The 21,662-nt window shown below is 68.2% G+C and carries 18 protein-coding genes and 1 tRNA gene; 6 read left to right on the top strand and 13 right to left on the bottom strand.

The features are described 5' to 3' along the window. Position 1: 1 nt before the first annotated feature. The 3 genes from BLR90_RS17610 to BLR90_RS17600 all read left to right on the top strand — a co-directional run bounded on the left by BLR90_RS17610 (position 2) and on the right by BLR90_RS17600 (position 5,993). The gene (locus BLR90_RS17610; protein WP_091026536.1) at positions 2-3,184 is read left to right on the top strand and encodes an FtsX-like permease family protein; all 3,183 of its coding nucleotides are present in this window, start codon (positions 2-4) and stop codon (positions 3,182-3,184) included. After that, positions 3,184-5,871: an FtsX-like permease family protein gene (locus BLR90_RS17605; protein WP_091026535.1), complete on the top strand. Its 2,688-nt coding sequence runs from the start codon at positions 3,184-3,186 to the stop codon at positions 5,869-5,871. Before BLR90_RS17610 ends, BLR90_RS17605 begins: the two co-directional genes overlap by 1 nt. 48 nt (positions 5,872-5,919) lie before the next feature. Then, positions 5,920-5,993, top strand: a tRNA-Met gene (locus tag BLR90_RS17600). 359 nt (positions 5,994-6,352) lie between these two features. Here the strand turns inward: BLR90_RS17600 and BLR90_RS21140 are convergent. The 9 genes from BLR90_RS21140 to heR all read right to left on the bottom strand — a co-directional run bounded on the left by BLR90_RS21140 (position 6,353) and on the right by heR (position 14,191). Then, positions 6,353-6,511: a hypothetical protein gene (locus BLR90_RS21140; RefSeq protein WP_170254362.1), complete on the bottom strand. Its 159-nt coding sequence runs from the start codon at positions 6,509-6,511 to the stop codon at positions 6,353-6,355. Positions 6,512-6,852: 341 nt separating this feature from the next. Further along, positions 6,853-7,155 carry a P-II family nitrogen regulator gene (locus BLR90_RS17595; RefSeq protein ID WP_091026534.1) on the bottom strand — a complete coding sequence of 101 codons (303 nt, stop codon included), beginning with the start codon at positions 7,153-7,155 and terminating at the stop codon, positions 6,853-6,855. 5 nt (positions 7,156-7,160) lie between these two features. After that, complete coding sequence (locus BLR90_RS17590; protein ID WP_091026533.1) at positions 7,161-8,105, bottom strand: sodium-dependent bicarbonate transport family permease; 945 nt, start codon at positions 8,103-8,105, stop codon at positions 7,161-7,163. Positions 8,106-8,296: 191 nt separating this feature from the next. Then, positions 8,297-9,634, bottom strand: coding sequence for a crotonyl-CoA carboxylase/reductase (ccrA, locus tag BLR90_RS17585; protein ID WP_091026532.1), 1,338 nt, complete (start codon positions 9,632-9,634; stop codon positions 8,297-8,299). A 99-nt stretch (positions 9,635-9,733) separates the two neighbouring features. Next, complete coding sequence (locus tag BLR90_RS17580; protein ID WP_245715375.1) at positions 9,734-10,765, bottom strand: TerC/Alx family metal homeostasis membrane protein; 1,032 nt, start codon at positions 10,763-10,765, stop codon at positions 9,734-9,736. Continuing rightward, entirely contained in the window at positions 10,737-11,612 is an 876-nt protein-coding gene (locus BLR90_RS17575; RefSeq protein ID WP_091026531.1) for a hypothetical protein, read from the bottom strand. Before BLR90_RS17575 ends, BLR90_RS17580 begins: the two co-directional genes overlap by 29 nt. A gap of 501 nt (positions 11,613-12,113) precedes the next feature. Continuing rightward, positions 12,114-12,479, bottom strand: coding sequence for a hypothetical protein (locus BLR90_RS17570; protein ID WP_143016256.1), 366 nt, complete (start codon positions 12,477-12,479; stop codon positions 12,114-12,116). Between the two features lie 124 nt (positions 12,480-12,603). Next, entirely contained in the window at positions 12,604-13,011 is a 408-nt protein-coding gene (locus BLR90_RS17565; protein WP_091026529.1) for a TSUP family transporter, read from the bottom strand. 331 nt (positions 13,012-13,342) lie between these two features. Continuing rightward, positions 13,343-14,191 (bottom strand): heliorhodopsin HeR, encoded by an 849-nt coding sequence (gene heR, locus BLR90_RS17560; protein WP_281245422.1) that lies wholly within the window; start codon positions 14,189-14,191, stop codon positions 13,343-13,345. 124 nt (positions 14,192-14,315) lie between these two features. Here heR and BLR90_RS17555 point away from each other — a divergent pair, with 124 nt between their 5' ends. Then, positions 14,316-15,371 (top strand): TerC family protein, encoded by a 1,056-nt coding sequence (locus BLR90_RS17555; RefSeq protein ID WP_091026528.1) that lies wholly within the window; start codon positions 14,316-14,318, stop codon positions 15,369-15,371. 592 nt (positions 15,372-15,963) lie between these two features. Further along, positions 15,964-16,884, top strand: a complete 921-nt coding sequence (locus BLR90_RS17545) for a baeRF3 domain-containing protein (protein WP_091026526.1) — start codon at positions 15,964-15,966, stop codon at positions 16,882-16,884. Positions 16,885-17,075: 191 nt separating this feature from the next. Here BLR90_RS17545 and BLR90_RS21335 read toward each other — a convergent pair whose 3' ends face one another. The 4 genes from BLR90_RS21335 to BLR90_RS21795 all read right to left on the bottom strand — a co-directional run bounded on the left by BLR90_RS21335 (position 17,076) and on the right by BLR90_RS21795 (position 19,375). Continuing rightward, positions 17,076-17,933, bottom strand: a complete 858-nt coding sequence (locus BLR90_RS21335) for a transposase (RefSeq protein ID WP_218029439.1) — start codon at positions 17,931-17,933, stop codon at positions 17,076-17,078. A 38-nt stretch (positions 17,934-17,971) separates the two neighbouring features. Continuing rightward, positions 17,972-18,337, bottom strand: coding sequence for an IS110 family transposase (locus BLR90_RS21330; protein WP_245715381.1), 366 nt, complete (start codon positions 18,335-18,337; stop codon positions 17,972-17,974). Positions 18,338-18,683: 346 nt separating this feature from the next. Next, positions 18,684-18,935: a helix-turn-helix transcriptional regulator gene (locus tag BLR90_RS17535; RefSeq protein ID WP_218029437.1), complete on the bottom strand. Its 252-nt coding sequence runs from the start codon at positions 18,933-18,935 to the stop codon at positions 18,684-18,686. A 47-nt stretch (positions 18,936-18,982) separates the two neighbouring features. Next, on the bottom strand, positions 18,983-19,375 hold the full coding sequence (locus BLR90_RS21795) for a universal stress protein (protein ID WP_091026524.1): 393 nt from the start codon (positions 19,373-19,375) through the stop codon (positions 18,983-18,985). A 603-nt stretch (positions 19,376-19,978) separates the two neighbouring features. Between BLR90_RS21795 and BLR90_RS17525 the strand changes: the two genes are divergently transcribed. Continuing rightward, positions 19,979-21,214 (top strand): TerC family protein, encoded by a 1,236-nt coding sequence (locus BLR90_RS17525; RefSeq protein ID WP_091026523.1) that lies wholly within the window; start codon positions 19,979-19,981, stop codon positions 21,212-21,214. Positions 21,215-21,662: the final 448 nt, after the last annotated feature.

Below are 21,662 nucleotides of genomic sequence, written 5' to 3'. Positions count from 1 at the left end.
CGTGCTGACCTTGGTCGTCCGGCGCGCTCTCGTGCAGCGGCGCCTGTTGACGGCCGTCGTGGTGCTGATCGCGGTCGCCGCCAGTCTCGTGGGCATCTGCTCGCTGCTGCTCGGCGTCACCGCCGACCGTGCCTTCCACGCTGAGATCGAGCGGTCGCAGCCGGAGGACGTCGACGTCACGGCGTACGTCGTCGGGGTCGCCGGCTCTGACGCGGTGGACGCGCGCGAGCAGGCGCGGAGCGTGGTCCGGGACGTCCTCGCCCCTATGCAGCCCACCGTCACCAGCACCGCGACGGCCCGGATGCGACGGCTCGGGGACAGCGACCGCCTGGCCTACCTGGAGACCGGCGACGACCTGGCGCAGCGTGCGGACCTGACCTCGGGACGGTGGCCCGACGACGCTGCCGCGGGGGCTGGCGAGGCCCTGGTGCCGGACACTGCAGCGCGCCTGCTTGACCTGAGCCTGGGGACCCGGGTCACGTTCGGGACGGAGATCGGCCTCGACGGGGTCGACAACCGGGTGGTCGTCGTGGTCGTCGGCACCTACCGCCCACACGATCGCGCCGGGTGGGAGACCGACCCGCTGGGCGGGGACGGGTTCGACCCGGCGTACAGCGACGGCACGGTGACCGCACCGGCCTACGGCCCGTTCCTGGTCGGTGACGCGGCGTTCCTGGCGTCCGGGTCGTCGGTCACCGGGCTGCGCGTCGTCGCCCATCCCACCCTCACCCTGGCCGAGGACTCCTCCCTTCGCGACGCCGTGGACTCGCTGGACCACGCCTCCGGCCTGCTGTCGGCGCGGGTCGACGACCGGGCGCGGATCACCCGGGTGGCCTCGGACCTCTCCCGGACGCTCGACCGGGTCCACGCACAGCAGGCCAGCACCCGAGCGGCCGTGCTCGTGGTCCTCCTGCTGGGTACGGCGCTCTCCCTCGCGGCCGCGCTGCTGGCCGGGTGGCTGGTCGCCGGCGTCCGTGACGACGAGCGGGCGTTGCTGGTGTCGTTGGGCCTCAGCCGCCGCCAGCAGGTCGGGGTCGCGCTCCTCGAGTCGTTGCTCCTCGCCGTCACCGCCGCACTGCTGGCCGTGCCGACCGCGGCGGTGGTCCACTCCCGCCTGACCCACCTTCCGGACCTCGAGGCGGCCGGGCTCACTCAGTCGCCCTCCGTCACCTGGGGACTGGTAGTCCCCGTCCTGGCAGGAGCCGTGCTGCTCGCCCTGGCCCTCGTGGTCACCGCCCTGGACACCGGGACGATGCGCACCCCGGTCGGTCGGCGCCGGGCGATCGCCCGCTCCGGCCTCGACCTGGCGCTGCTGGGTGTCGCCGGGGTCGCCTTCTGGCAGCTGCGCTCACAGCCCGCGACGACCGCCACCCCGGGCGACGTCACGCTGACGGTGGCGCCGGTGCTCTGCCTGGCGGCGGTGACCGTGGTGGCGGTGCGCCTGGTGCCGCTGCTCCTGGCCGCGTCCGCCCGGGTCGCCGCGCGGTCGCGGGCGTTGGTCCTGCCCCTGGCGGCGCAGCAGGCAGCCCGGCGCTCGCACGCCGGTACGGCGATGGTCCTGGTCGCCGCGGCGGTCGCGGCGTCGGTCTTCGGGCTCGCCCTGAGGACGACCTGGGAGCGCTCGCAGGACGACCAGGCGGCCTTGCGCGTCGGCACCGACCTGACGCTCACGCTCCCCGCCCCGGCCGGACCGCGTGAGGCCGCCGCGGTCCTCGCCGCGACCGGCGATATCTCGCACGGGCCAGTCGTCTCGGCCGTCATCGACCGACCGCTCGCGCTGGGTCGCTACGTCGGAGAGGCGGGCGCGCGACCGGTGCTCGTGGCGGTCGACACCCGGCACGCGGGAGCACTGCTGCGCGGGCGCCTCGATCCCGGCACCACCTGGGCAGAGGTCGCCGCCGACCTGGACCCGGGCTCACCGGTGGACGGCCTCGTGCTGCCCGATGCCGGCACCGGGCTCGAGCTCCAGGGCGTGCTCGAGGACGAGGCTCCGGCCGGCGTGGCCCTCACGGTGCAGCCCACCGTCGTCGTCCAGGACGCGGCCGGGCTGCGCAGCGCCGTGGCCGCGGAGCCGCTGCCCATGGACGGGCGGTCGCACCCGGTCGAGCTGCTGGAGCCGCTCGGGTCGGGGCTGCGCCTGGTCGGCGTACGCCTGGACCTGGACGGCGGCTCGGGTGTCGGCCCAGGCGTGTCGGCTCCCGAGGTGTCGGTGACCCTGCGGGTCCCAGGTGCGGAGGCGGACAGCGGCTCGTCCTGGGAGGTCAGGTCCCTGGGGCGCGACACCCCGGTCCGCGGCGCGAGGGTCTCGCTCGATCGGACCGATGCCGGCACCGAGGTGCGTACGACGGCGCGCCTCGACCTCACCTACCTCGCCTACACCGGTGCCGTCATCCTGACGACCGCGTTCGCGGCGCCGGCCGAGGTGCCCGTCGTCGTCTCCCAGGAGCTCGCCGACGTCGTCGGTGCCCAGGTCGGGGAGGAGATCTCGGCGATCGTCGGCAGCGCCGCCCTCGCGCTCCGGGTGACGGCGGTCGTGCCGACCGTGCCCTCGGCGCCCGGCCAGGTGGCGGTGCTCGCCGACGCCGACACGCTCACGCGTGCGCTGATCGGCGGCGGTCGGCTGGAGCCGGTGGTGGACGCCTGGTGGGTCGCCGACCCGACTCCGCAGACAGCCGACGCGTTGCGGGCGCTGGGGATCGGTGACGTCACGACCCGCCAGGACGTGGCCGAGGAGCTGGCCCAGGGACCGTTGCGGGTCACGGTGCCCTCCGCTCTGTCGACCCTCGTGGTCGCCGCCGTGCTGTTGCTCCTCGCCGGCGTCGGGCTCGTGCTGAGCGCCGACCGCCAGCGTCGGTCGGCGGAGGTGGCACGACTGCGGGCGCTGGGGCTCAGCCGGCGGGACGCGCGACGCCTGCTCTTCGTCGAGCACAGCGCCTTCCTCGTCCCGCTGGTGCTGCTGGGTGCGCTGGTGGGCCTGGTGGCGGCAGTGTTGCTCGGTCCACTCCTGATCCGGTCCGACCTGGGAGCCGCGCCGGTCCCGGACGCCGTCGTCGCGTGGCCGTGGGCGGCCGAGGGCCTCCTGGTCGGCGGGCTGCTGCTCGGCTCGCTGGCCATCACCGCGATCGTGACGGCGTTCCACGTCCGACGGTCGGATCCCGCTCATCTCCGGGCGGGTGACGACTGATGCCCCGCACCCGGATACACGGGGCGACGATCACCGGGCGCCTGCGCAGCGACCTGGGCCTCCTGCTGCTCATGGGGCTGGTCGTGGCGGTCACGGTCGCGATGACCGCAGCAGCGGCACCGCTCGCCGAGCGCACCGCCGACCGCGCGATCGAGACGACGGTGCGCGACGCCGGTCTGCGGGGTGCGGTCATCGCGACGATGCCGGAGTGGTTCTCCGACCCGCGTGCCAGGACGCGTGCCCCGAACACGCTCGTGGAGATCCGCCAGGACGCCGACTACGCCCAGGACGGGCTGCCTCCGCGGCTGGCCGCCGTACTCCGCCCGGGGGTCGCGACCGTCACCACTCCGGCCCTGCACCTGCTCGACGCCGGCGCGGGCCGCTACCTGCGGCTGGCCTTCGTCGACGCTCCCGACGGTGCGCCCGAGGTGACCTACACGGCCGGGAGCCCTCCGAGGGCCAGCGTGGGTGTCGACGGCGCCGAGCTCACGCTGCCGTCCGACGCGGGTCCCTGGCCGGTGCAGGTCGCTCTGTCGGAGGCCGCCGCCGACGCGCTCGGACTGAAGCCGGGTGACCGGGTCCCGGCCGAGGACGCGCAGCACCGCGCAGTGCTGCTCCGGATCAGCGGCGTCTACACCGCGGACGACGCGAACGACGACGCCTGGCAGCTCGTGACCGAGCTGCTCACGCCTTCGCAGGGCGTCACCGAGGGTCTCCTGCGCACCTCGGCGGCGGCGCTGGTCTCTGCCGAGTCCCTGCCCGACCTGCGCCTCGGCGTACCGGACGACGACCTCACCCGCCGCATCGTCTTCACGCCGCAGCCGCCGCTGATGACGTCGCGCCACTCCTCGGCACTGGAGCAGGAGGTCGTGTCGCTGCAGACCTCCGCCGGGCTGGCCCGGGGCGACATCTCCTGGGACAGCCTGCTCGACCGGGTGCTGGACGACGGGCGGACGCGGGTGTCCGCCGCTCGCGGCCAGGCGCAGGTGCTGCTCGTGGGGCTGCTCGCCTGCGCCCTGATGGTGCTCGTGCTGGCGGCACAGCTGCTGGTGCGTCGTCGTACCGGCTCGGTGACCATGGCCCGGGAGCGCGGGGCGTCGCTGCTCGGCATCGGGGCGGAGCTGCTCGTCGAGTCGGTGGCCGTCGCCGCGGCCGGAGCCGCGGTCGGCCTGGCCGTCGTCCGGCTGCTGGTCGGGAGCGTGGGCTGGTCCTGGCCGGTCCCGGTGCTCGTCGTGGCTGCCCTGGCCGCCCCGGTGCTCGGCGCCGTCACGGCAGGTCGCGCGGCCGGAGCCCGCCGGGTGCCGGCCAACCGCACCGCCCGCCGTACGGCGGCTCGCGCCGTCCGCTTGCGCAGGGTCGCACTCGAGCTGGGGGTCCTGGCCGTGGCCATGCTGGCGTTCGTGGCACTGCGCCAGCGGGGCGTCGTCGGGGGCGAGGACGGCGGCGACCTGACGGCCGCGAGCGCCGCCACGTGGTGGGCGGTCGCGGGCGCGCTGGTCGTGCTCCGTCTGCTGCCACCGGCCGTGCTGCTCTCGCTGCGCGCCGCCCGTCGCACGGCCGGTGGGATCCGGTTCCTCGTGTCGGCGCGGCTCATGGAGACCGCGGCGAGGGCCCTGCCGCTGCTCGTGGTGTCGGTGGCGACCGCCCAGCTCACGTTCGGTGTGGCGCTGGCCGCGACCGAGCGGGAGGGACAGGTAGCGGGAGCGCTGCTCAGCGTGGGTGGCGACGTGCGGCTCACCACCGCTCCCGACCCCGCGCTCGTGGGCACCACCCAGCGGGTCGCCGACGCGCCAGGAGTGCGCGCGGCAGCGTCCGCCCGGGTCGCGGACGGCGTACTGGCCGCGTCGCGCTCCAGCGCCGACCGGGTCCGGCTGGTCGTGGTCGACGCTGACGCCTACCAGCGCCTGCTCGACGAGAGTGCGCTGCCCGACGCGCCCCAGCTCGCACTTCTGGGTGCAGACGGGGGCGAGCGGGTGCCGGCCCTGCTGCTCGGGGGAGATGCCGGGCTGCGGGACGGTCTGGTACTGGCCTGGGACGACGTGCGCGTGCCCCTCGACGTGGTCGGCACCGCCCCGTCCGTGGGTCTGTCGGCGGATCCCGTGGTCGTCGTGGACACCCTCGCCTTCGCGGCCTCCGGGGCCCTCGCGCAGCCCGACACCGTGTGGGCGGTCGGACCGGGCGCCGCGAGCGCGGTCGAGGCGGCCTCGGGCGGGACCGGATCCGTGACCCGGTACGACGACGAGCTGGACGCGCGGCGCGACGCACCGCTGCCCTCGGGCCTGGTCCGGCTGGCCGTGGCGGCATCGCTGATGCTGCTGCTCTTCGCCGTCCTTGCGGTGGTCCTCGCGGCGGCCACGGAGGCGCCAGGGCGTGCGGAGTCGTTGGAACGGCTGCGTGCGCTCGGTCTCCGCGACCGTGACCTGCGCCGGATCCTGGTCGGTGAGCTGCTGACCCCGGTCGTCGTCGCCGCGCTTGCCGGTCTGGCCTTGGGCATCGGCAGCGCCCACGCGATGTTCGGCTCCCTGTCGCTCGAGCGGATCACCGGCCAGACCGGACCGCCCGAGATCGTCGTCCCGTGGTGGATCACGCTCGCGCCCGTCGCTCTCGTGCTCGCCGTCCTGGTGGTCTCCACCATCGAGTGGCGCCGCCTGCGCCGCCGTGTCCTGGCCCAGCTCCTGCGCAGCTGACCCGATTTGGAGCCGTCTCAGCCCATGCCGTAACGTTGTGTTCACCGACGCGGGGTGGAGCAGTTCGGTAGCTCGCTGGGCTCATAACCCAGAGGTCGCAGGTTCAAATCCTGCCCCCGCTACAAAGTAAAACTGCAGGTCAGAAGCGGTTTCCGGAGAGATCCGGGAACCGCTTTGACGTTCCCCGACCGCTGATTGTCCGCATCTGTAAGCAGTCGGCGCGCGCTAGGGCGGGCGCGGCGTCCAGCTGCTCGGCAGCGAGCTGAGCGCGCTGTCCTACACGAATCTGGATGCGCCGGGATATTCGGGCACGAATTGAGCCCTGCGTGGACGTCGTTCTGGCGGCGAAGTGACCACGACCTCTGGGTCAATGCGAAGCAAGTGCGCGCGGTCCTGGCTGCTGGATGACAGCGCGCGCCGGGCGATGGCTCGATGTCCACCGTGCCGGTGTTCGCCGGTGAGGTCGTGCAGCGCAGTTGCCTCAGGGCCGCCAGAGATTGGCATGGCGTACCGTGAACTTCTCGAAGGATGTCGGCTCGCGGCCGGTGACCTGGCGGACGTCGTTGGTGAGCCCGGCAGCTTTGCCTCTGCGGGCCGCGGTGTAGATCGCGGTGGTGACCGCGACCATTTCCCAGGGCATGGCGGGGACTGTGCTGGCCCAATCTTGGAGGCTGTTCAGCGACGTTCGGAGGGTCGCGGAGCGAGGCAACGGTGGACTTGGCCATCGTGCTCAGATGTCGTCCTGGGATGGAGCGCCTTCCTCATGGCAGAGCTCCAGGGTGAGTTGATCGGCAGCCGCGAACTCGCGTACGCGAAGTTGAACGGTCCGCTCACGTGTGACCGTCCTTCCAGACCGGGAAGGTCGCGGCATCTATGCCGACATCCTGAAGTTCATTCGGTTCCAGCTGACCAAGGCGCGGGGTTCGTGCTGATCTTCGTGATCGCGGGCGTCACGGGGCCGGCCGGCGGTGCGAGTTATTCTTAGAACTTTTCCGGCCTGAGTACGTCGACGTCGCTGACGAACAGGATCATGGCGTAGTTGTCGAAGTAGTGCTCCTGAACGTATGCGGCAATCGCTTCAGCCGTTTCTGTGTCGCACACGACCTCGATGCGGATGTTGCTGCTCGCATCCCAGCCGGCGTCGCGGACGCCGTGGGTCCCTCCGCCGCGGGCGTCGGTGATGGTGTATCCGTGGGCAGTCAACTGATCGAGATCCCGGACGAGGGTGCCCTCGAGTGCTGCTTCAGTGACAATGGTCAACAGCTTGCGCGTACGGTTTTGCATCGGTTTCATCCTTTCGCGAATGCGTGCGCCCACACGGCGAGTGCATGATAGATCGGGATGCCGACTAAAACATTGAAGGGGAAGGTGATCCCTAATGCTGCGGCCAGCGACAAGGTGGGGTTGGCCTCGGGCACCGAAATCCGCATGGCGGCCGGCACCGCGATGTAGGAAGCACTCGCTGCCAGGGTCGCAAGTATCACTGTTCCGCCGATAGAAAGGCCCAGCGCCCACCCCAGCCCGGTCCCCACCAGCGCCGAAAAGAGTGGCATCCCAATTCCAAAGGCCACCAGAAATGGTCCATACCGGCGCAGGGTTCCCACTTGTGTTGCCGTGAGCAACCCCATCTCCAGCAGAAAGATGGCGAGGATGCCCTTGAAGAGATCGAAGAACAAGGGCTCGATCGACGACAACCCCTCCGGCCCCGATGCCCAGCCGATGAGGAGCCCGCCCAGTAGCAGCACGATGCTTTTCCCCAGGAACACCTCATGGGCGATCGACCCCCAGCGCGTCTCGCGCGAGAGGCCTCGCGCGAGAACAATTCCAACAAGAATGGCCGGTACCTCCAGCATGACCAGAAGCAGCGGCATGTGCTCCTCGAAAGCGATCTGCCGGCTGCCGAGGTAGGCGACCGCCACGGCGTAGGTGCCCACGCTCACCGAGCCGTAGTGGGCGGCGATAGAGGCCGCATCCGCTCGCTTGAAGCGGCCCAGATAGCGCAGCACGGGGAAGGCGACCAGGGCGAGGAAGAAGCCCAGGGCTACCACGGCCAGCATTTGTGGCAGCAGGCTGCCGAAAGGCTGCTTGGCGAGTTCGATGCCGCCCTTGAGGCCGATGGCGAGCAGCAGCACGATGCTGACGAACTCGTAGATCGCAGCCGGTAGACGCAATTCTGAACGCAACAGGCCGGCGATGGCTCCGAGCAGAAAGAAAAGGATGACGGGATCGATCACATGGTGCCCTTCTGGTTCGTTTCTTTACGTAGTCAAAGGCGGCTGTCACCTGCCTCATCGGATCGCTGACCTGGTGATTGAGACGGGCCTCACCCTTGCCGCGGTCGACGTCTTTTTCCGAGGACGGTGCCTAAGACGACGGCCGCGGGCTCACTCGGTGTCGCGAGGTCGCCCGGTCGCTGACCGATCCCTCAGATTCCGCGGAAGCGGTTGATCCCGTCGATGTGTTTGGCGCGTTTCTCGGTGTCGCGGACACCGAGACCCTCTTCGGGCGCTAGGCAGAGAACGCCGACCTTGCCTTGGTGAAGGTTGTGGTGCACATCGAGTGTGGCCTGACCGGTGTCCTCGAGCCGGTAGACCTTTGACACGGTCGGGTGGATAAGGGCCTTGTCGATGAGCTTGTTGGCTTCCCACGACTCGCGGTAGTTCGCGAAATGCGAACTGAGGATCTTCTTGAGGTTCATCCACAAGTAGCGGTTGTCGTACTGGTGCATGTAGCCCGATGTCGAGGCACAAGTAACGATGGTGCCGCCCTTTCGCGCGACGAACACACTGGCGCCGAAGGTCTCGCGGCCCGGGTGCTCGAACACGATGTCCGGATCGTCGCCACCGGTGAGTTCGCGGATCTTGGCACCGAAGCGACGCCATTCTTTCGGGTCTTGGTTGTTCTCGTCCTTCCAGAATTTGTAGCCCTCGACCGAGCGGTCGATGATGTGTTCGGCGCCCATGCTGCGCACGATCTCGGCCTTTTCCGGTGACGAAACGACACAAACGGGCGTGGCGCCACCGTTTAGGGCGAACTGCGTTGCATACGAGCCGAGGCCACCCGAGGCGCCCCAGATCAGGACGGTGTCGCCCTGCTTCATGGCGGCGCCGTTCTTCGAGACGAGTTGTCGGTATGCGGTGGAGTTCACCAGGCCCGGGCTGGCGGCCTCTTCCCAGGTGAGGTGATCGGGCTTCGGCATCAACTGGTTGGCCTTGACGACGGCGAGGTGGGCGAGGCCGCCGAAGTTTGTCTGGTAGCCCCAGATGCGCTGCTCGGGATCCATCATCGTGTCGTCGTGGCCATCGGGGCTTTCGAGCTCCACTGATAAGCAGTGGGCGACGACTTCACGGCCCGGCTTCCAGTTGTTGACACCGGGACCGGTGCGCAGCACGACGCCGGCCAGATCGGAGCCGACGATGTGATACGGCAGATCGTGGCGCTTGGTGTACTCCGAGAGGCGCCCGTAGCGCTCGAGAAACTCGAAGGTCGACACCGGCTCGAAGATCGAGGTCCAGACCGTGTTGTAGTTGATCGAGCTCGCCATGACCGCCACGAGGGCTTCGCCGGGGGCGAGCTCGGGGATCGCAACGTCGTCGAGGTGCAGGCTCTTGCGGGGATCCTTGTCCTGGCTCGCCATGCCCTCGAACATGTCCACGTCCTCCTTGTGGACCGTGATGGCCTGGAAGGAGTCGGGCAGTTCGATAGTGGCGAATTCTTCGCTACTGGTATCTGCGGCCTGAATGGCATCGAGAATGTTTTGCACGTCGTCCTCAAAGGTAGTTGGTCGGTGAGATCCAGACTTTCGTCGGGTTTGCTGCCGGTGCTGGTGTGGTGCAGCTTGCAGCGCACGCCTGGAGTGCGGTTATCGGCGAGGGTCCACAGGTGGGTCCTGTGATGGGCGTCCTGTCAATGAGCCGGCGTGGGCTCGGGTGCTGGGGTCGCGGCGTACCTTCCAGATGCTCGCCAGGGTTGTCACGGTCAGTACCACCACGATGACCGCGAGGCTCAGGTTCGTGCTGATTTGCGGCACGCTGTCGGCGACGCCGTGTCCCCAGTGCAGCACCAGCTTGACGCCGATGAAGGCCAAGATCATCGCCAGGCCGGTCGAGAGATAGACCAGCCGGTCCAAGAGGCCCTTGACGAGGAAGAACAGTGGCCGAAGCCCCAGCAGAGCGAAGGCGTTGGCCGCGATCACGATGTAGGCCTCGTCGGTGACTCCGAAGATGGCGGGGATCGAGTCCAGCGCGAAGAGCAGGTCGGTGCTGCCGATGGCGAGCAGGACGATGAACAGCGGTGTGACCGCACGGCGTCCGGCACTCCGGGTGAACAGCCGCCCACCGTGGTAGCCGTCGGTGACATTGAGGGCCTTCCGCGCGAGGCGCACGACGCCGTTGTCTGCCACGTCGGGGTCGACGTCACGGTGCCGGTACAGCTGGACGGCCGTGATGACCAGGATCAGTCCGAAGATGAGGAACATGAACGAGAACAGCTCGAGCAGCGCCGCCCCCAAGATGATGAAGATCGCTCGCATCACCAGGGCCATCGCAATGCCGTAGATCAGCACCTTCTGCTGGTAGATCTGGGGCACAGCGAAGGTGGTCATGATGATGACGAACACGAACAGGTTGTCGACCGACAGGCTTTTCTCGACGATGTAACCGGCAAAGTACTGCGAACCGAACTCGGACCCGACCTGCGCGGTGAAGACGGCACCGAATGCGACCGCGACCGCGACGAAGAAGACCGAGGAGATGACGGCCTCGCGGAAACCTACGACGTGAGGTCGCAGCAACGCGAGGCCGAGGTCTAGTGCCAGCAGCGCGACGATCAGTCCGATCGTCAGGACCCACCGCTGCGTCGTGACCTCAAGCATCGTCGGCGACGGCGCGCGCACGTGCTGGCGCAGGGTGCACGATCACCACCGGAGTTACCAGGAGCGAGAGCGCCGGACACTGGGCCGAGACGACCACGATCTGAGCGCCGATATCCCGGCATGCCTGATCCACCGAATCCGCCATCGACTGTTGCCGATCCACAGAGGTTCCGTCGTCGCAGTAAAGGGCTGGCCTCGTACGCGCCGTCAAAGCGAAGCGGTCCAGCGTAGGACGCACCCGACCGGCGATGGCGGCCGCGTCCTGGTCTTCGTGCTCGATACGGTGTGCCCTGGTCCCTGACTGGGCAAGGGGCACGACAAGTACCAGCGGCTGACCGGAAGCATGGGCCAGCTCTGCGCCAGCTTGGGCCACCTTCACGGCCTCGGCGCTGTCAGGCAGGACGACGGCCACGTATGCGTTCGGCTCGGGTACGAGCTCGTCGGCCGACGACTGCGCCAGGTGTCGTTGGCCCTGATCGTGCAGCACGACGCCGCCTCGACGGCGGGCCAGCCGCTCCACCGCGGCGGTAGAGCGGCGCCGGCGCGTCGAGGCAAACCGACTCGACAGGTACCTCACCACGACCACCTCGGCGGTGACCCCAGTCCCCACGCACGAGTGCCGCACCATCCGCTCCACCTCGAGCACCTCCTCGTGCTCACGTGCGGCGACGCGGCGCGCGACGGCGGCGTCCGTGGTGAAACCTCGCCGGGGCAGGGTCAGCGCCACCATCAGGTGAGCGGCCTCCCGCCTGGCCCGCGGCACCGCAGCCGACAACTGCTCGGCCACCTCTGCGCTGCGCCCCACCATCACAAGGAACTCCGCAGACGGTTCCGCGGGAGACACGGTAGGGAGAGAGTGGGTGATCACGAGGGACCTTCCGATAGCCGGCGAAGCTGCTCAATGAGTGGCAGCCACAGCCATACATACGCTACCAGAGTAGCGAATCTAGCTTCGTATGTTTTCGCCGGCGCTATCGGAACCAGGGAGAGCCAAGAGCACATCTACGTCATGTCCAGCGTTGACGTCTTGACGAACGGACCGGTATTGACCGTGCGGGTGGCGTGACCACGGGTTCACATGCGCACCGACGACCTCAGCAATGATCCACGGACTTGTCGCCGAGGGCCTCGGCTGCACGCTCACCACGCAGACTGCGCTGGACACCAGGTTCGCAGTCGAGGTTCGCCCCACGATGCTGGCTGTTGGATGGCGGCTGCAGTCCGACCCGCTCCGGTATAGATCTCCTGCGGATGAGTCATCTGTCGGCTGAGATGCCGCTGCTCTCGGCCTGTTGCAGGCAAGCGGTCGGTGGCGGGTGCCAGTGACCAGTACAAGTTCGGCCCAAGGTTGCTTGCACGGACCGACGGATTAGGAGTCTGAAAGAAGCTCGTGGTCAGAGCCCGACCGGCTGTTCTTCTCGAGGGTCCACGCCCGACGAGAGTAGGTGCAGGTGATGAGTCCCGCGAGCAGCAGCAGAACGGCATCCAGCCACCCCGGCACTCCGCCCAAGGCTGCGACCACCGTGACCCCGTTGACCATCACTACGAGTCCGCCGACCAGCGTGCCCATCGGTGCATGCGGGAGGCGGCCGGCCAGCCGGGCTGCGATCGGGGCGATGATGACGCCGCCGATGACTAGGCCGATGACCGGCAGCCATGGGATCCCGTGCTGCGCGGCTCCGGTGAGGAAGCCGAGCGAGACAGATGCCGCGACCACGAACTCCGCGACGTTCACCGTGCCGACCACCTTTGCGCGGCTCGTGTCGGGTGACGGTCATCAGGCTAGGCGTGACGACGGGACCCCAGCCCCCGCCGCCGGTGGCGTCCACAAAGCCACCGAGGAGACCGATGGGGGACAGTCAGCGCGCGGTGTGGCCGGCCTGTGGTGTCGAGATCAGCCGGATCCCGAGGCCGAAGCGGGCAAAGATCACCAGACCGAAGAAGACCAGCAGCCCTGACATCCAAGGCTTCGACGAGGCGAGGCTGATGTTGGTGAGGACGACGGCGCCGAGGAAGCCGCCCACCGCGCCCGGTAGGGCGACGCGGAGCAGGACCGCTGTGTCGACGTTGCCCACGCGCCAGTGCGAGAGTCCGCTGATGAGCGTCGTGGGCAACTTCGCGGCGTGCGTGGCGGCACTGGCAGTGACCTGCGCGACACCCATGAACAGCAGAGCGGTGGCCGAGGTGACGCCGAAACCCATGCCCAGGGTGCCGCCCACGAGTTGGGCAAGTCCGCCGGCGAGGGCGAATGCGGCGACGATCCACATGAGTAGCCTCTACTGCCGATCCGGGGGCGCCGCCGCGTGCAGTCGAACGGCCACGGTGACTGCGTCTGACGCGTACTTGCGGGCGCACGACGGTGCAAACTGTTCAGTAGTTCCTGGGTCTTCCGGTGCGTCGCGGAGCGAATAGCCTTCTGAGTCTCGGTCGCGACGGACCCTGAAGGCTTCCAGTCCGGCGGATCTGACGAGCAGGTCGGGTCGAGAGCGCGACCCACGGCTGGAGGCGCGCCCGGACGCAGGAAGCACACGTCTCACGCGCGTGGCGGTGCGTGCGCGCTGGCAGCACGCTGAGCGATCTCCCATGACATCTACCCCGTCACGATGCCAAGGTCCCAGCAAAGATCTGCCACGCCAGTGCGGACTTCGCGGTGAGGCTGAGCAGGATGTAGATGCGTTCGCCGAAGAGATAGTCCGACCAGCGGCCGCGGGCGCGGTACTGCAGCCACTGGTTCATTGCGAAGACGTTGAAGAAGACGAACAGCGACGCGAAGATGCCGTAGACGAAGCCTGGCGGGGCCGCCGAGGACGTTGACCCCAGGGACAGCAGGTAGACCGCGATGGCGAGCCACGGCACGACCCCTGCCAGGCACCCGAAGAAGAACGGCAACCAGCCGCCTTCGCCGGGCGCCTCGTCGCGCTCCTGCAGCCAGCCGAACAGGATCATGGAGGCGTTGACACCGAACAAGGCAAGGAGTGCGGCCACGTCGGCGATGCCGACGAGCTGAGCGATGAGCACGATCATCAGCGAGGACGAGACCGAGTACTCCACCCACCGGGCTTGGTTGCGGTGTCGAGCCAGATCGGCGAGGTAGTGGGACCGCCAGGCTGTACCCACCAGGAGGTGGGCCAGAGCCGACAGGGCCAAGAAGCCGGCAACTGCGGCGCCGGTCGGGATGTCGAACAACACCTCGGGATCCGTGGCAGGGGTGCCGGGTGGTCCCTGGAGATAGGCGGCGGTCACCGGCAGCGCGAAGCTCGAGGCGAGGGCGAGCACTGCGGCCGCCTGGAGCAGGTGCACGAGAGCCGCGATCGTGTTGTCGCGCCGCAGGCGTGCTGCGATCGGTCCGGCGATGGCCGGCGTCTCAGCACTCAACGTCGTCTCCCGCGTCCTTGACAGCCGAACCGTACTTCGTGAATACTCTAGCGCACGAGGGGAGTACCCCACCTCGACGCATCGTCAGTTCGGTCGGCTGTGCCCGACCCGGTGCGCCGGCCGACCCGGACAACCGTGTCGGCGGGGGAGACCTCCAACGGAACCGCTGCGCGCGGGCACGCTGGAGGTAACTGACATGGATGTTCCGTTCTGGGCCTGGGCTGCGGTCCTGGCCGTGATCGTCGCGATGCTGGCGATCGATCTGTTCGCCCACCGCACTGCACACGTCGTCGGCGTGAAAGAGGCCGCCGCGTGGTCCGCGGCCTGGGTCAGCCTCGGGATCGCCTTCGGTGGCGTGATCTGGTGGGCCTACGGTGCGCAGGCCGGTGGCGAGTACTACGCGGGCTACCTGATCGAGAAGTCGTTGGCCGTCGACAACGTCTTCGTGTTCGCGCTGATCTTCACCTACTTCGCCGTCCCAAGGGAGTACCAGCACCGAGTGCTGTTCTACGGCGTCCTGGGCGCGCTGGTGTTCCGGGCGATCTTCATCGCCGGCGGTGCCGTGCTGATCGAGAACTTCGCCTGGATCCTCTACCTGTTCGGCGCATTCCTCGTCTACACAGGCTGGAAGATGTTCACCCACCGCAACGACGAGATGGACCTGTCCAGCAACCCGGTGCTGCGTTGGGTCAAGAAGCGGGTCCCCTCCACGGAGGAGTGCCACGGTCAGAAGTTCTGGGTGAGGAAGGCCGGCAAGTGGGTGGCCACCCCCTTGTTCTTCGTCTTGGTCATGGTCGAGACCACCGACATCATCTTCGCCGTCGATTCCATCCCCGCGATCTTCGCCGTCACCCAGGACCCGTTCCTGGTCTTCACCAGCAACGCGTTCGCCATTCTCGGCCTGCGCGCGATGTACTTCCTGCTCGCCGACCTCATCGACCGGTTCATCTACCTCAAGGCTGGCCTGGCCGCGATCCTCGTCTTCGTCGGTATCAAGATGCTGCTCCTCGACGTCTACAAGATGCCGATCTGGCTTTCGCTGAGCGTGATCACGGCCTGCCTCACCGTCGCGGTCGTGGCGAGTCTGCGAGCCACGCGCGACCTGGTGGCGCCGCGGCCCGCCGAGTCCAAGGAGCCCTCTGAGTCCTCCCCTCTGACGTCTCGGCGGCCCGCTGGCCTCGCCACTGGGGAGGGCGTCGACACGAGTGAGGGCACGACCGAGAGCGACGAGACTAAGGCGGCAGCTCGATGACGACGACCTTGGCGCGAGACGCGTCCCGGGACCGGAACCCATCGGACCAGCCGGAGCGTGGGGGTCTCCCGGGCATCTGGGTCGAGGAATCCACCAGGCAGCTGGGACGGCGCGCCGCCCGGCTGGTGCTGGACCCGCACTTCGTCCTCGACGAGGTCATCGCGCGTCTGATCCGGGGCGAGTTAGCCCGAGGCGGCACGGTACAGGTGGTACTCGTGCTGCCGCGACTTCGGTGGTCGCTCGCTGCGGTCGCCGTGGTCGCGCGTCGGGGACGGATCGACCAGGTGCGGAAGGAGCGGATCGTGGAACTTCTCCGCATCGCCGGCGACAGGTCGGCGCAGGTCACCATCAGGACGCAACGGTCCTGGTGCAGGCAGCCACCAGAGCGGGCTCTCAGCTCCTAGCAACCCCGCCACCACGACTCTGAGGAAACATCCATGACCCCGACACCTGCCCGCCCCCCGGTCGCGCTACGGCCGCGCGACGTGGCCGAACTCACCGTCACGTCCGGCCATCCCTGCATCTCGGTGCTGATGCCAACTCAACCTGGTCCCCGGATGACCCCCACGGACGTCCAGCGTTGCACACACTGATGGCTCAAGTAGACCGTGAGCTGAGTGAGCACGGAGTCACGAACCGGGCACCTCTCCTGCGCAAGCTCGCCGAGCAGGTATCGCGGGTCGCCGTCGGACCCACCGACCAGGGGTTGGTGATCTACGTCAGCCTGGCAGTGACCCGAAGTTTCCGGCTGCCCCAACCCGTACCGGCGCGTGCCGTGGTGGAGAAGACCTTCGCCACCCGCCCGCTGATCTCGGCCCTGTATCGGATGCCACCGCACGTTCTGCTCATGCTCCGTCCCACCTGCGCCCACCTCTACGCCGGGGCCGACGGGGGACTGCGGCCCGCAGGACAGCTCGACCCCTTCAAGGGCAAGAGTCCTATCCGGATGCCTCCCGCCGGATCGTCGGGCGCCACGGACGTGCGAGACGAGCTGGCAGAGTCCTACCTGCGAGGCGTCGACCGGATGCTCGGGGACTACCGCTCAAAACATCCCAGCGCTCTGGTCCTGGCGGGCCCGCCGCGACTCCTGGACCGCTTCTGCGCACTCAGCCGCGACCTCGAGCGGCTGGCAGGGCGACTCGACGCCAACCAGTACACCACCGCACTGGATCTCGCCCTGGCCAGTACAAACGCGATCCAGGACTCCTTGCGTACGCGCCGTGCGGACGCACTCGGCCAGCTGCACCAGGCGATGCGAGACCGACCCGGTGATGTCGCGACCGGGATCGACGGGTGCTGGCGGACCATGGGCGCGCGCAAGCCGGCCATGTTGCTGGTCGAGGAGAGCTTCATCAGCCCAGGCACCCATCGCCGTGCGAGCGTGAGCGAAGGCGCGAGCGAGTCGACGAACCGGCAGGCGGACCGGTGCGTGCATGACCTAGTGGCCGTAGGGCCAAGTCAATACGTCAAGGGCGCAGCCGTCAGTGTCGTCGGCGGTGTTCGTCGACGATGAGAGGGCCGGTCGGGCTGGCAGCGATGTGGTGGCGACGGGTCGCGGTGCGCTCACACTGACGTATGCGACCTCGGCGGGTCAGGTGGCCACGTTCGAGCTGCACAGGGGCGAAGGGCCGGGCGCCACACTAGATTCGGCGTAACCCATGACGGGTCCGCCATAGTCGAAAGGGCGTCTGGTCCGGCCCTTCGTCACCACCCAGCGTGCACCCGATCGGGAGCGGATGGAAGAGCTCGGGTCTGCTCAGCCCTCCCCGGGATCGGTGGCCCAGTCGCTGCCCAGTGCCGGGTGTCGTAGTTGGTCTGGTCGCGGACCATGGCGTAGGCGATGCGGTTGGCACGGTTGGCCATCGCGCAGCCGATGACACCACCCTTCTTGCCCCGGGCCCGTAGCCCGGCGGCATAGATCTTGGCGGACGGTTCGTTGAGCCACAGCCCGATGCCGAGGTCGATCAAGGCCCGGCGCAGGTCGACGCTGCCCTCGCGGCTGATCGCCCCGTCGCGGCGGTTCCCGGCCGACTCGTACTGCGCCGGGGACAGCCCCGATGCCCGGTAGACCTGCCGCGGTCCGGGCCACCGAGCCGGGTCGCCGACCGCGGCGCCATAGCCGGCCGCGCGGACCACAGCCCACCCAGGAACACTGGTCAGCACCGCGAACGGGCTCAATGGCAGCACTTGGGCAAGATGCTCCTCGGCGGCAGCGACCTGGCCCTCCAACACACCCAGCAGGGCCAGATCCTCGGTCAGCATCGTGCGCGCCACGGCCGCGTCGCGGGTGGGCAGGGCGTCCCTGGCCGCGGCGACCAGCCTGGCCGCGACCGGACCGCGCACCATGAGTCCACGGTGGGCGGCGAACCGGATGAACCGGGACTCGCCCAACGCGGCCAACCGGGCTGGGTCAGCGAAGTGCTCGGCGACCAGTCGACCGACCAAGGTCCCCAGCACATCGGGCAACGCCAACGTCAACCCGGGGAAGGCCCGGTCGAGCTGGCCCAGCAGCTGGTTCTTCGTCGAGGTCCGGGCCTCGACCCGGCGCCGCCGATGCGTCACCCAGGCTCCCAGCTCACCGAGGACTTCAGCCCGCGCAGTCACCGGCTGCCCTGACCGGACAGCACCAGCTCGGTGATCGCCTCCAGATCGACCGCGTCGGTCTTGACCCGGCGCCGACCCTGGACCCGACGCTGCTCGGCCACGTGACCCGGGTTGAGCTCCCGCAGCTCCCAACCAGCCGGCCACGAGGACGGCACCAACAACGGCTGGTGATAGTGACCAGCCGCCTCAACTCCGACACGGACCCGCGCCCGCGCCGGCACGACCGCCTCGATCTTGGTCACCGTCGCGGCCAGGCCCGGTCGGGTCATCGCGAAGTCCAACGGCCCCAACAACCGCCGACGCTGATCGGTCACCGACAACGCGACCGTGTTCTTCCCGACGTCGACAGCCACCACGACCATCTCGACCGGTCTTGCGACATCATGAACAGACACAACCCACCTCCGGGGGTCGCCAAGAAGAACCGGCGCAGCCACGCCAGTTCCTCGAAGGAATCGGACAGATCCCTTCTTGGCACCTCCGGAGGTGTCTTGTGAAGGACTACCGACCTATATCAGTCGACGACCTGATGGAGCAGGTCATCCTGCACGGCGGCCAGTTGGCACTCGTCCACGACGGTGACCTCGACGAGCACGACCGCATCGCCTTGCTCAGCCGGCGCGCAACTGATCGGCGGGCGCGCTCACGCCCACGCGGTGAAGTCGCCCGCCCGCCGGCGACCGACGCGATTGCGGACTCCGCTCGCCTTCAGGCCCGTGAGTTCTGTCGATCGGCACCCTGCGCCACCAGCTCGAGGAACGCACCCAGGGTGACTGCCGACTCCAGGTCATGACGGAAGTGTGCGTCCTGTGCCACGAAGTACCGGTTCCGACGCCCGACCTTCTCCTTGCGCAGATACCCCTGGTCCAAGAGTTCGCGCACGATGTGTTGCACCGCCCGCTCGGTGATCCCGACCGCGTCAGCGACATCGCGCATGCGCGCGTCCGGGTCCAGCGCCACCGAAACCAGGACATGTCCATGGTTCGACAAGAATGTCCACCCGCTACTCATGGGAAGCACGGTACGTGATTTCGATTTCGCAAGGGGATTGTGCAGACGACCCCGGCAAGTCTTGCCAAGTCGGGATCGTCTCCTCGCAGGTGTCTCGTCCCTCTGTTGCTGCGAGACCGTGGTGTGAGTGGACGGACCGGTGGCTGAAGCTTTGGGGCTCGTTGATGCCGGGCTGCGTTTTGTCTCGACGCACCGTCAGGCGCTGAAGTAGTCACCCTCGCCACCGCATGAACACGGCTAGAGGTCAGGACCTCGTCTGCGCGCAGCACGACCAGTCGATGCTTTTCCAGTGCAGCCTGCTCAGCTGCCCAGAGGACGGCTCGCTCGGCGTGGTCGGATCCGTCGACCCCGACGATGATGCTTCCTCGGGTGATGTGATCGCCAGTCATACCTACAGACTGCACCGATAGTCGCCTGATGCGACACGGTCTGACGTCTCGGGGGTTCTCCAGGGAACGGGACGGCCACAGGGCAGCGGAACCCACTTAGGTGTGGCAGCGGCAATGTATTCGACTGGTTGACATCCGAACCGTACTTCGTGAATACTGTAGCGCACGAGGGGAGTACCCCGCTTACGTTGTCACCGTCACCCCGGTCGGCTCTGCCCGACCCGGTGCTTCGGCCGCCCTGGCTCAAAGGGCGGTGGGAAAGACCTCCAACCGCCCGGCTGCGGCTGGGCACGCGGAGGTTTCCAGTGGATGATTCACAGTGGACCTGGCCCCTGGCCCTGCTCGGTGACCTTGCTGAGGTCGTCGCCCTGGTCGTGGTCCTCGGAGCGCTCGGCCTCCGGGTGCTGCCCTCGACCCGGAGGTGGGCGCCTCGAGGTAACGCAAGGCCCGCACGACCCGGATCAGCGACCAGAGTCAGCGAGCCTGGGAGTCCACAGGAACCGGCGCGGGGATTCCACCCCGCCCCTTCCGACGGACTGAGCCAGCGGGCCCATAGTTGGAGCCCCACACCGGCAATTCGTCCCTGACGATCAGGACTGGGTCATGGACGTTTCTCCCCTCGTGTGGGGGCTGACGATTGCTGGCATCGTGGGCCTGCTGCTCTTCGACTTCTACTTCCACGTACGCAAGGCCCACGTGCCCACGTTGCGTGAGGCGGCGATCTGGTCCTCGCTGTACGTGGGCATCGCGATCGTGTTCGGTCTCGGCGTGCTGGTGTTTGGCGGGGCCACACCGGGTGGGGAGTATTTCGCCGGCTACATCACCGAGAAGGCACTCTCGGTCGACAACCTGTTCGTCTTCCTCATCATCATGTCCAGCTTCCGGGTCCCGCGTGAGGACCAGCAGAAGGTGCTGCTGTTCGGCATCGCCTTTGCCCTGATAGCACGCACGGGCTTCATCTTCCTCGGCGCGGCGCTCATCAATTCCTTCGCTTGGGTCTTCTACCTCTTCGGGCTGATCCTGATCCTCACCGCGGGCAACATGCTCAAGTCGGAGGACGAGGAGTCCGAGACCGCCGACAACTTCGTGGTGCGGCTCTCGCGCAAGGTCATCCACACCACCGAGCACTACGACGGCGACAAACTCTTCACCGTTCACATCGGCAAGCGGGCCATGACCCCGATGCTGCTGGTCATGGTGGCCATCGGCGGCACCGACATCCTTTTCGCCCTCGACTCGATCCCGGCCATCTTTGGCCTGACCCAGGACACCTACCTAGTCTTCACCGCCGTGGCGTTCTCGCTGCTCGGACTGCGCCAGCTGTTCTTCCTCATCGAGGGGCTGCTGGACCGGTTGATCTACCTCTCGTACGGCCTCGCGGCCATCCTCGCCTTCATCGGCGTCAAGCTGATCCTGCACGCCCTGCACGAGAACAACCTCGGCTTCATCAACGACGGCGAGCCGATCCCGGTGACCGAGATCAGCACCAGCTTCTCGCTGAGCGTCATCCTTGGTGTCCTGGTCGTCACCGTCCTTGCCTCGCTCTACAGCCCGGCGGGCAAGGCCCAGAACGCCATCAGCAACGCCCGCCGTCACGCCAGTGCCTATCTCGACTCCGAGTACACCCAGGACCCCGCGGAGCGGGAGCGGATCTATGGGCTGCTGCTCTCCGAGCACGACCAGATCGTCGCGCTGGGGCCTAAGTACCGGCAAAGAGCGCGCGACGAGGAGCCGCTCATGGAGTTGCTGCAGCATGCGCGCGACAGCCACGACGCAGCCGTCGCCCGCGGCCAGGCCAAGCCCACGGGACCGTCGAAGCTGCTGTCGCCGCGCTCCTGACCCGGTCATCGTCTCGCCTGTAAGCAGCGTCCCCCAATCTGTCAGCCACCACCCCCGCGCGACCGTCCCAACTCGGCATGCTGCTGCTTTCGCTGTCGCAGCTTCGGACGCGCCTGCTGGTGGAGTCGGGCGTGACCCGATGCTCGAGTCGGCTGCGTCCCGCGGCATGACCGGTCCGCTCTTGGAGGTGCGCCATGAGCGCCCTGTTTGCCGGGCACGCCCCATGCTCCACCGATCAGCAAGATCCAACCGCCCAATCCAACGCCCCGACCGGCCTCGATGTCGAATCCGACCGAATCTACGTTGACCACGGCCTGTGAAGCGCCTGTAAGTGTTCGTGGAGGCTGGCCTGAGGCTGGCTGGCAGGGTTGACGGCGGTCCTCCGGATCGGGCGTGACTCGTGAAGCGCCTGACCCCTCGGGGTGTCTTGCCTGGGATCTGTCCGTCA

Source organism: Nocardioides szechwanensis, assembly GCF_900103935.1.
In the GTDB taxonomy this organism is placed as follows: Bacteria; Actinomycetota; Actinomycetes; order Propionibacteriales; family Nocardioidaceae; genus Nocardioides; species Nocardioides szechwanensis.
This window is presented reverse-complemented; position numbering and strand designations above follow the sequence as displayed.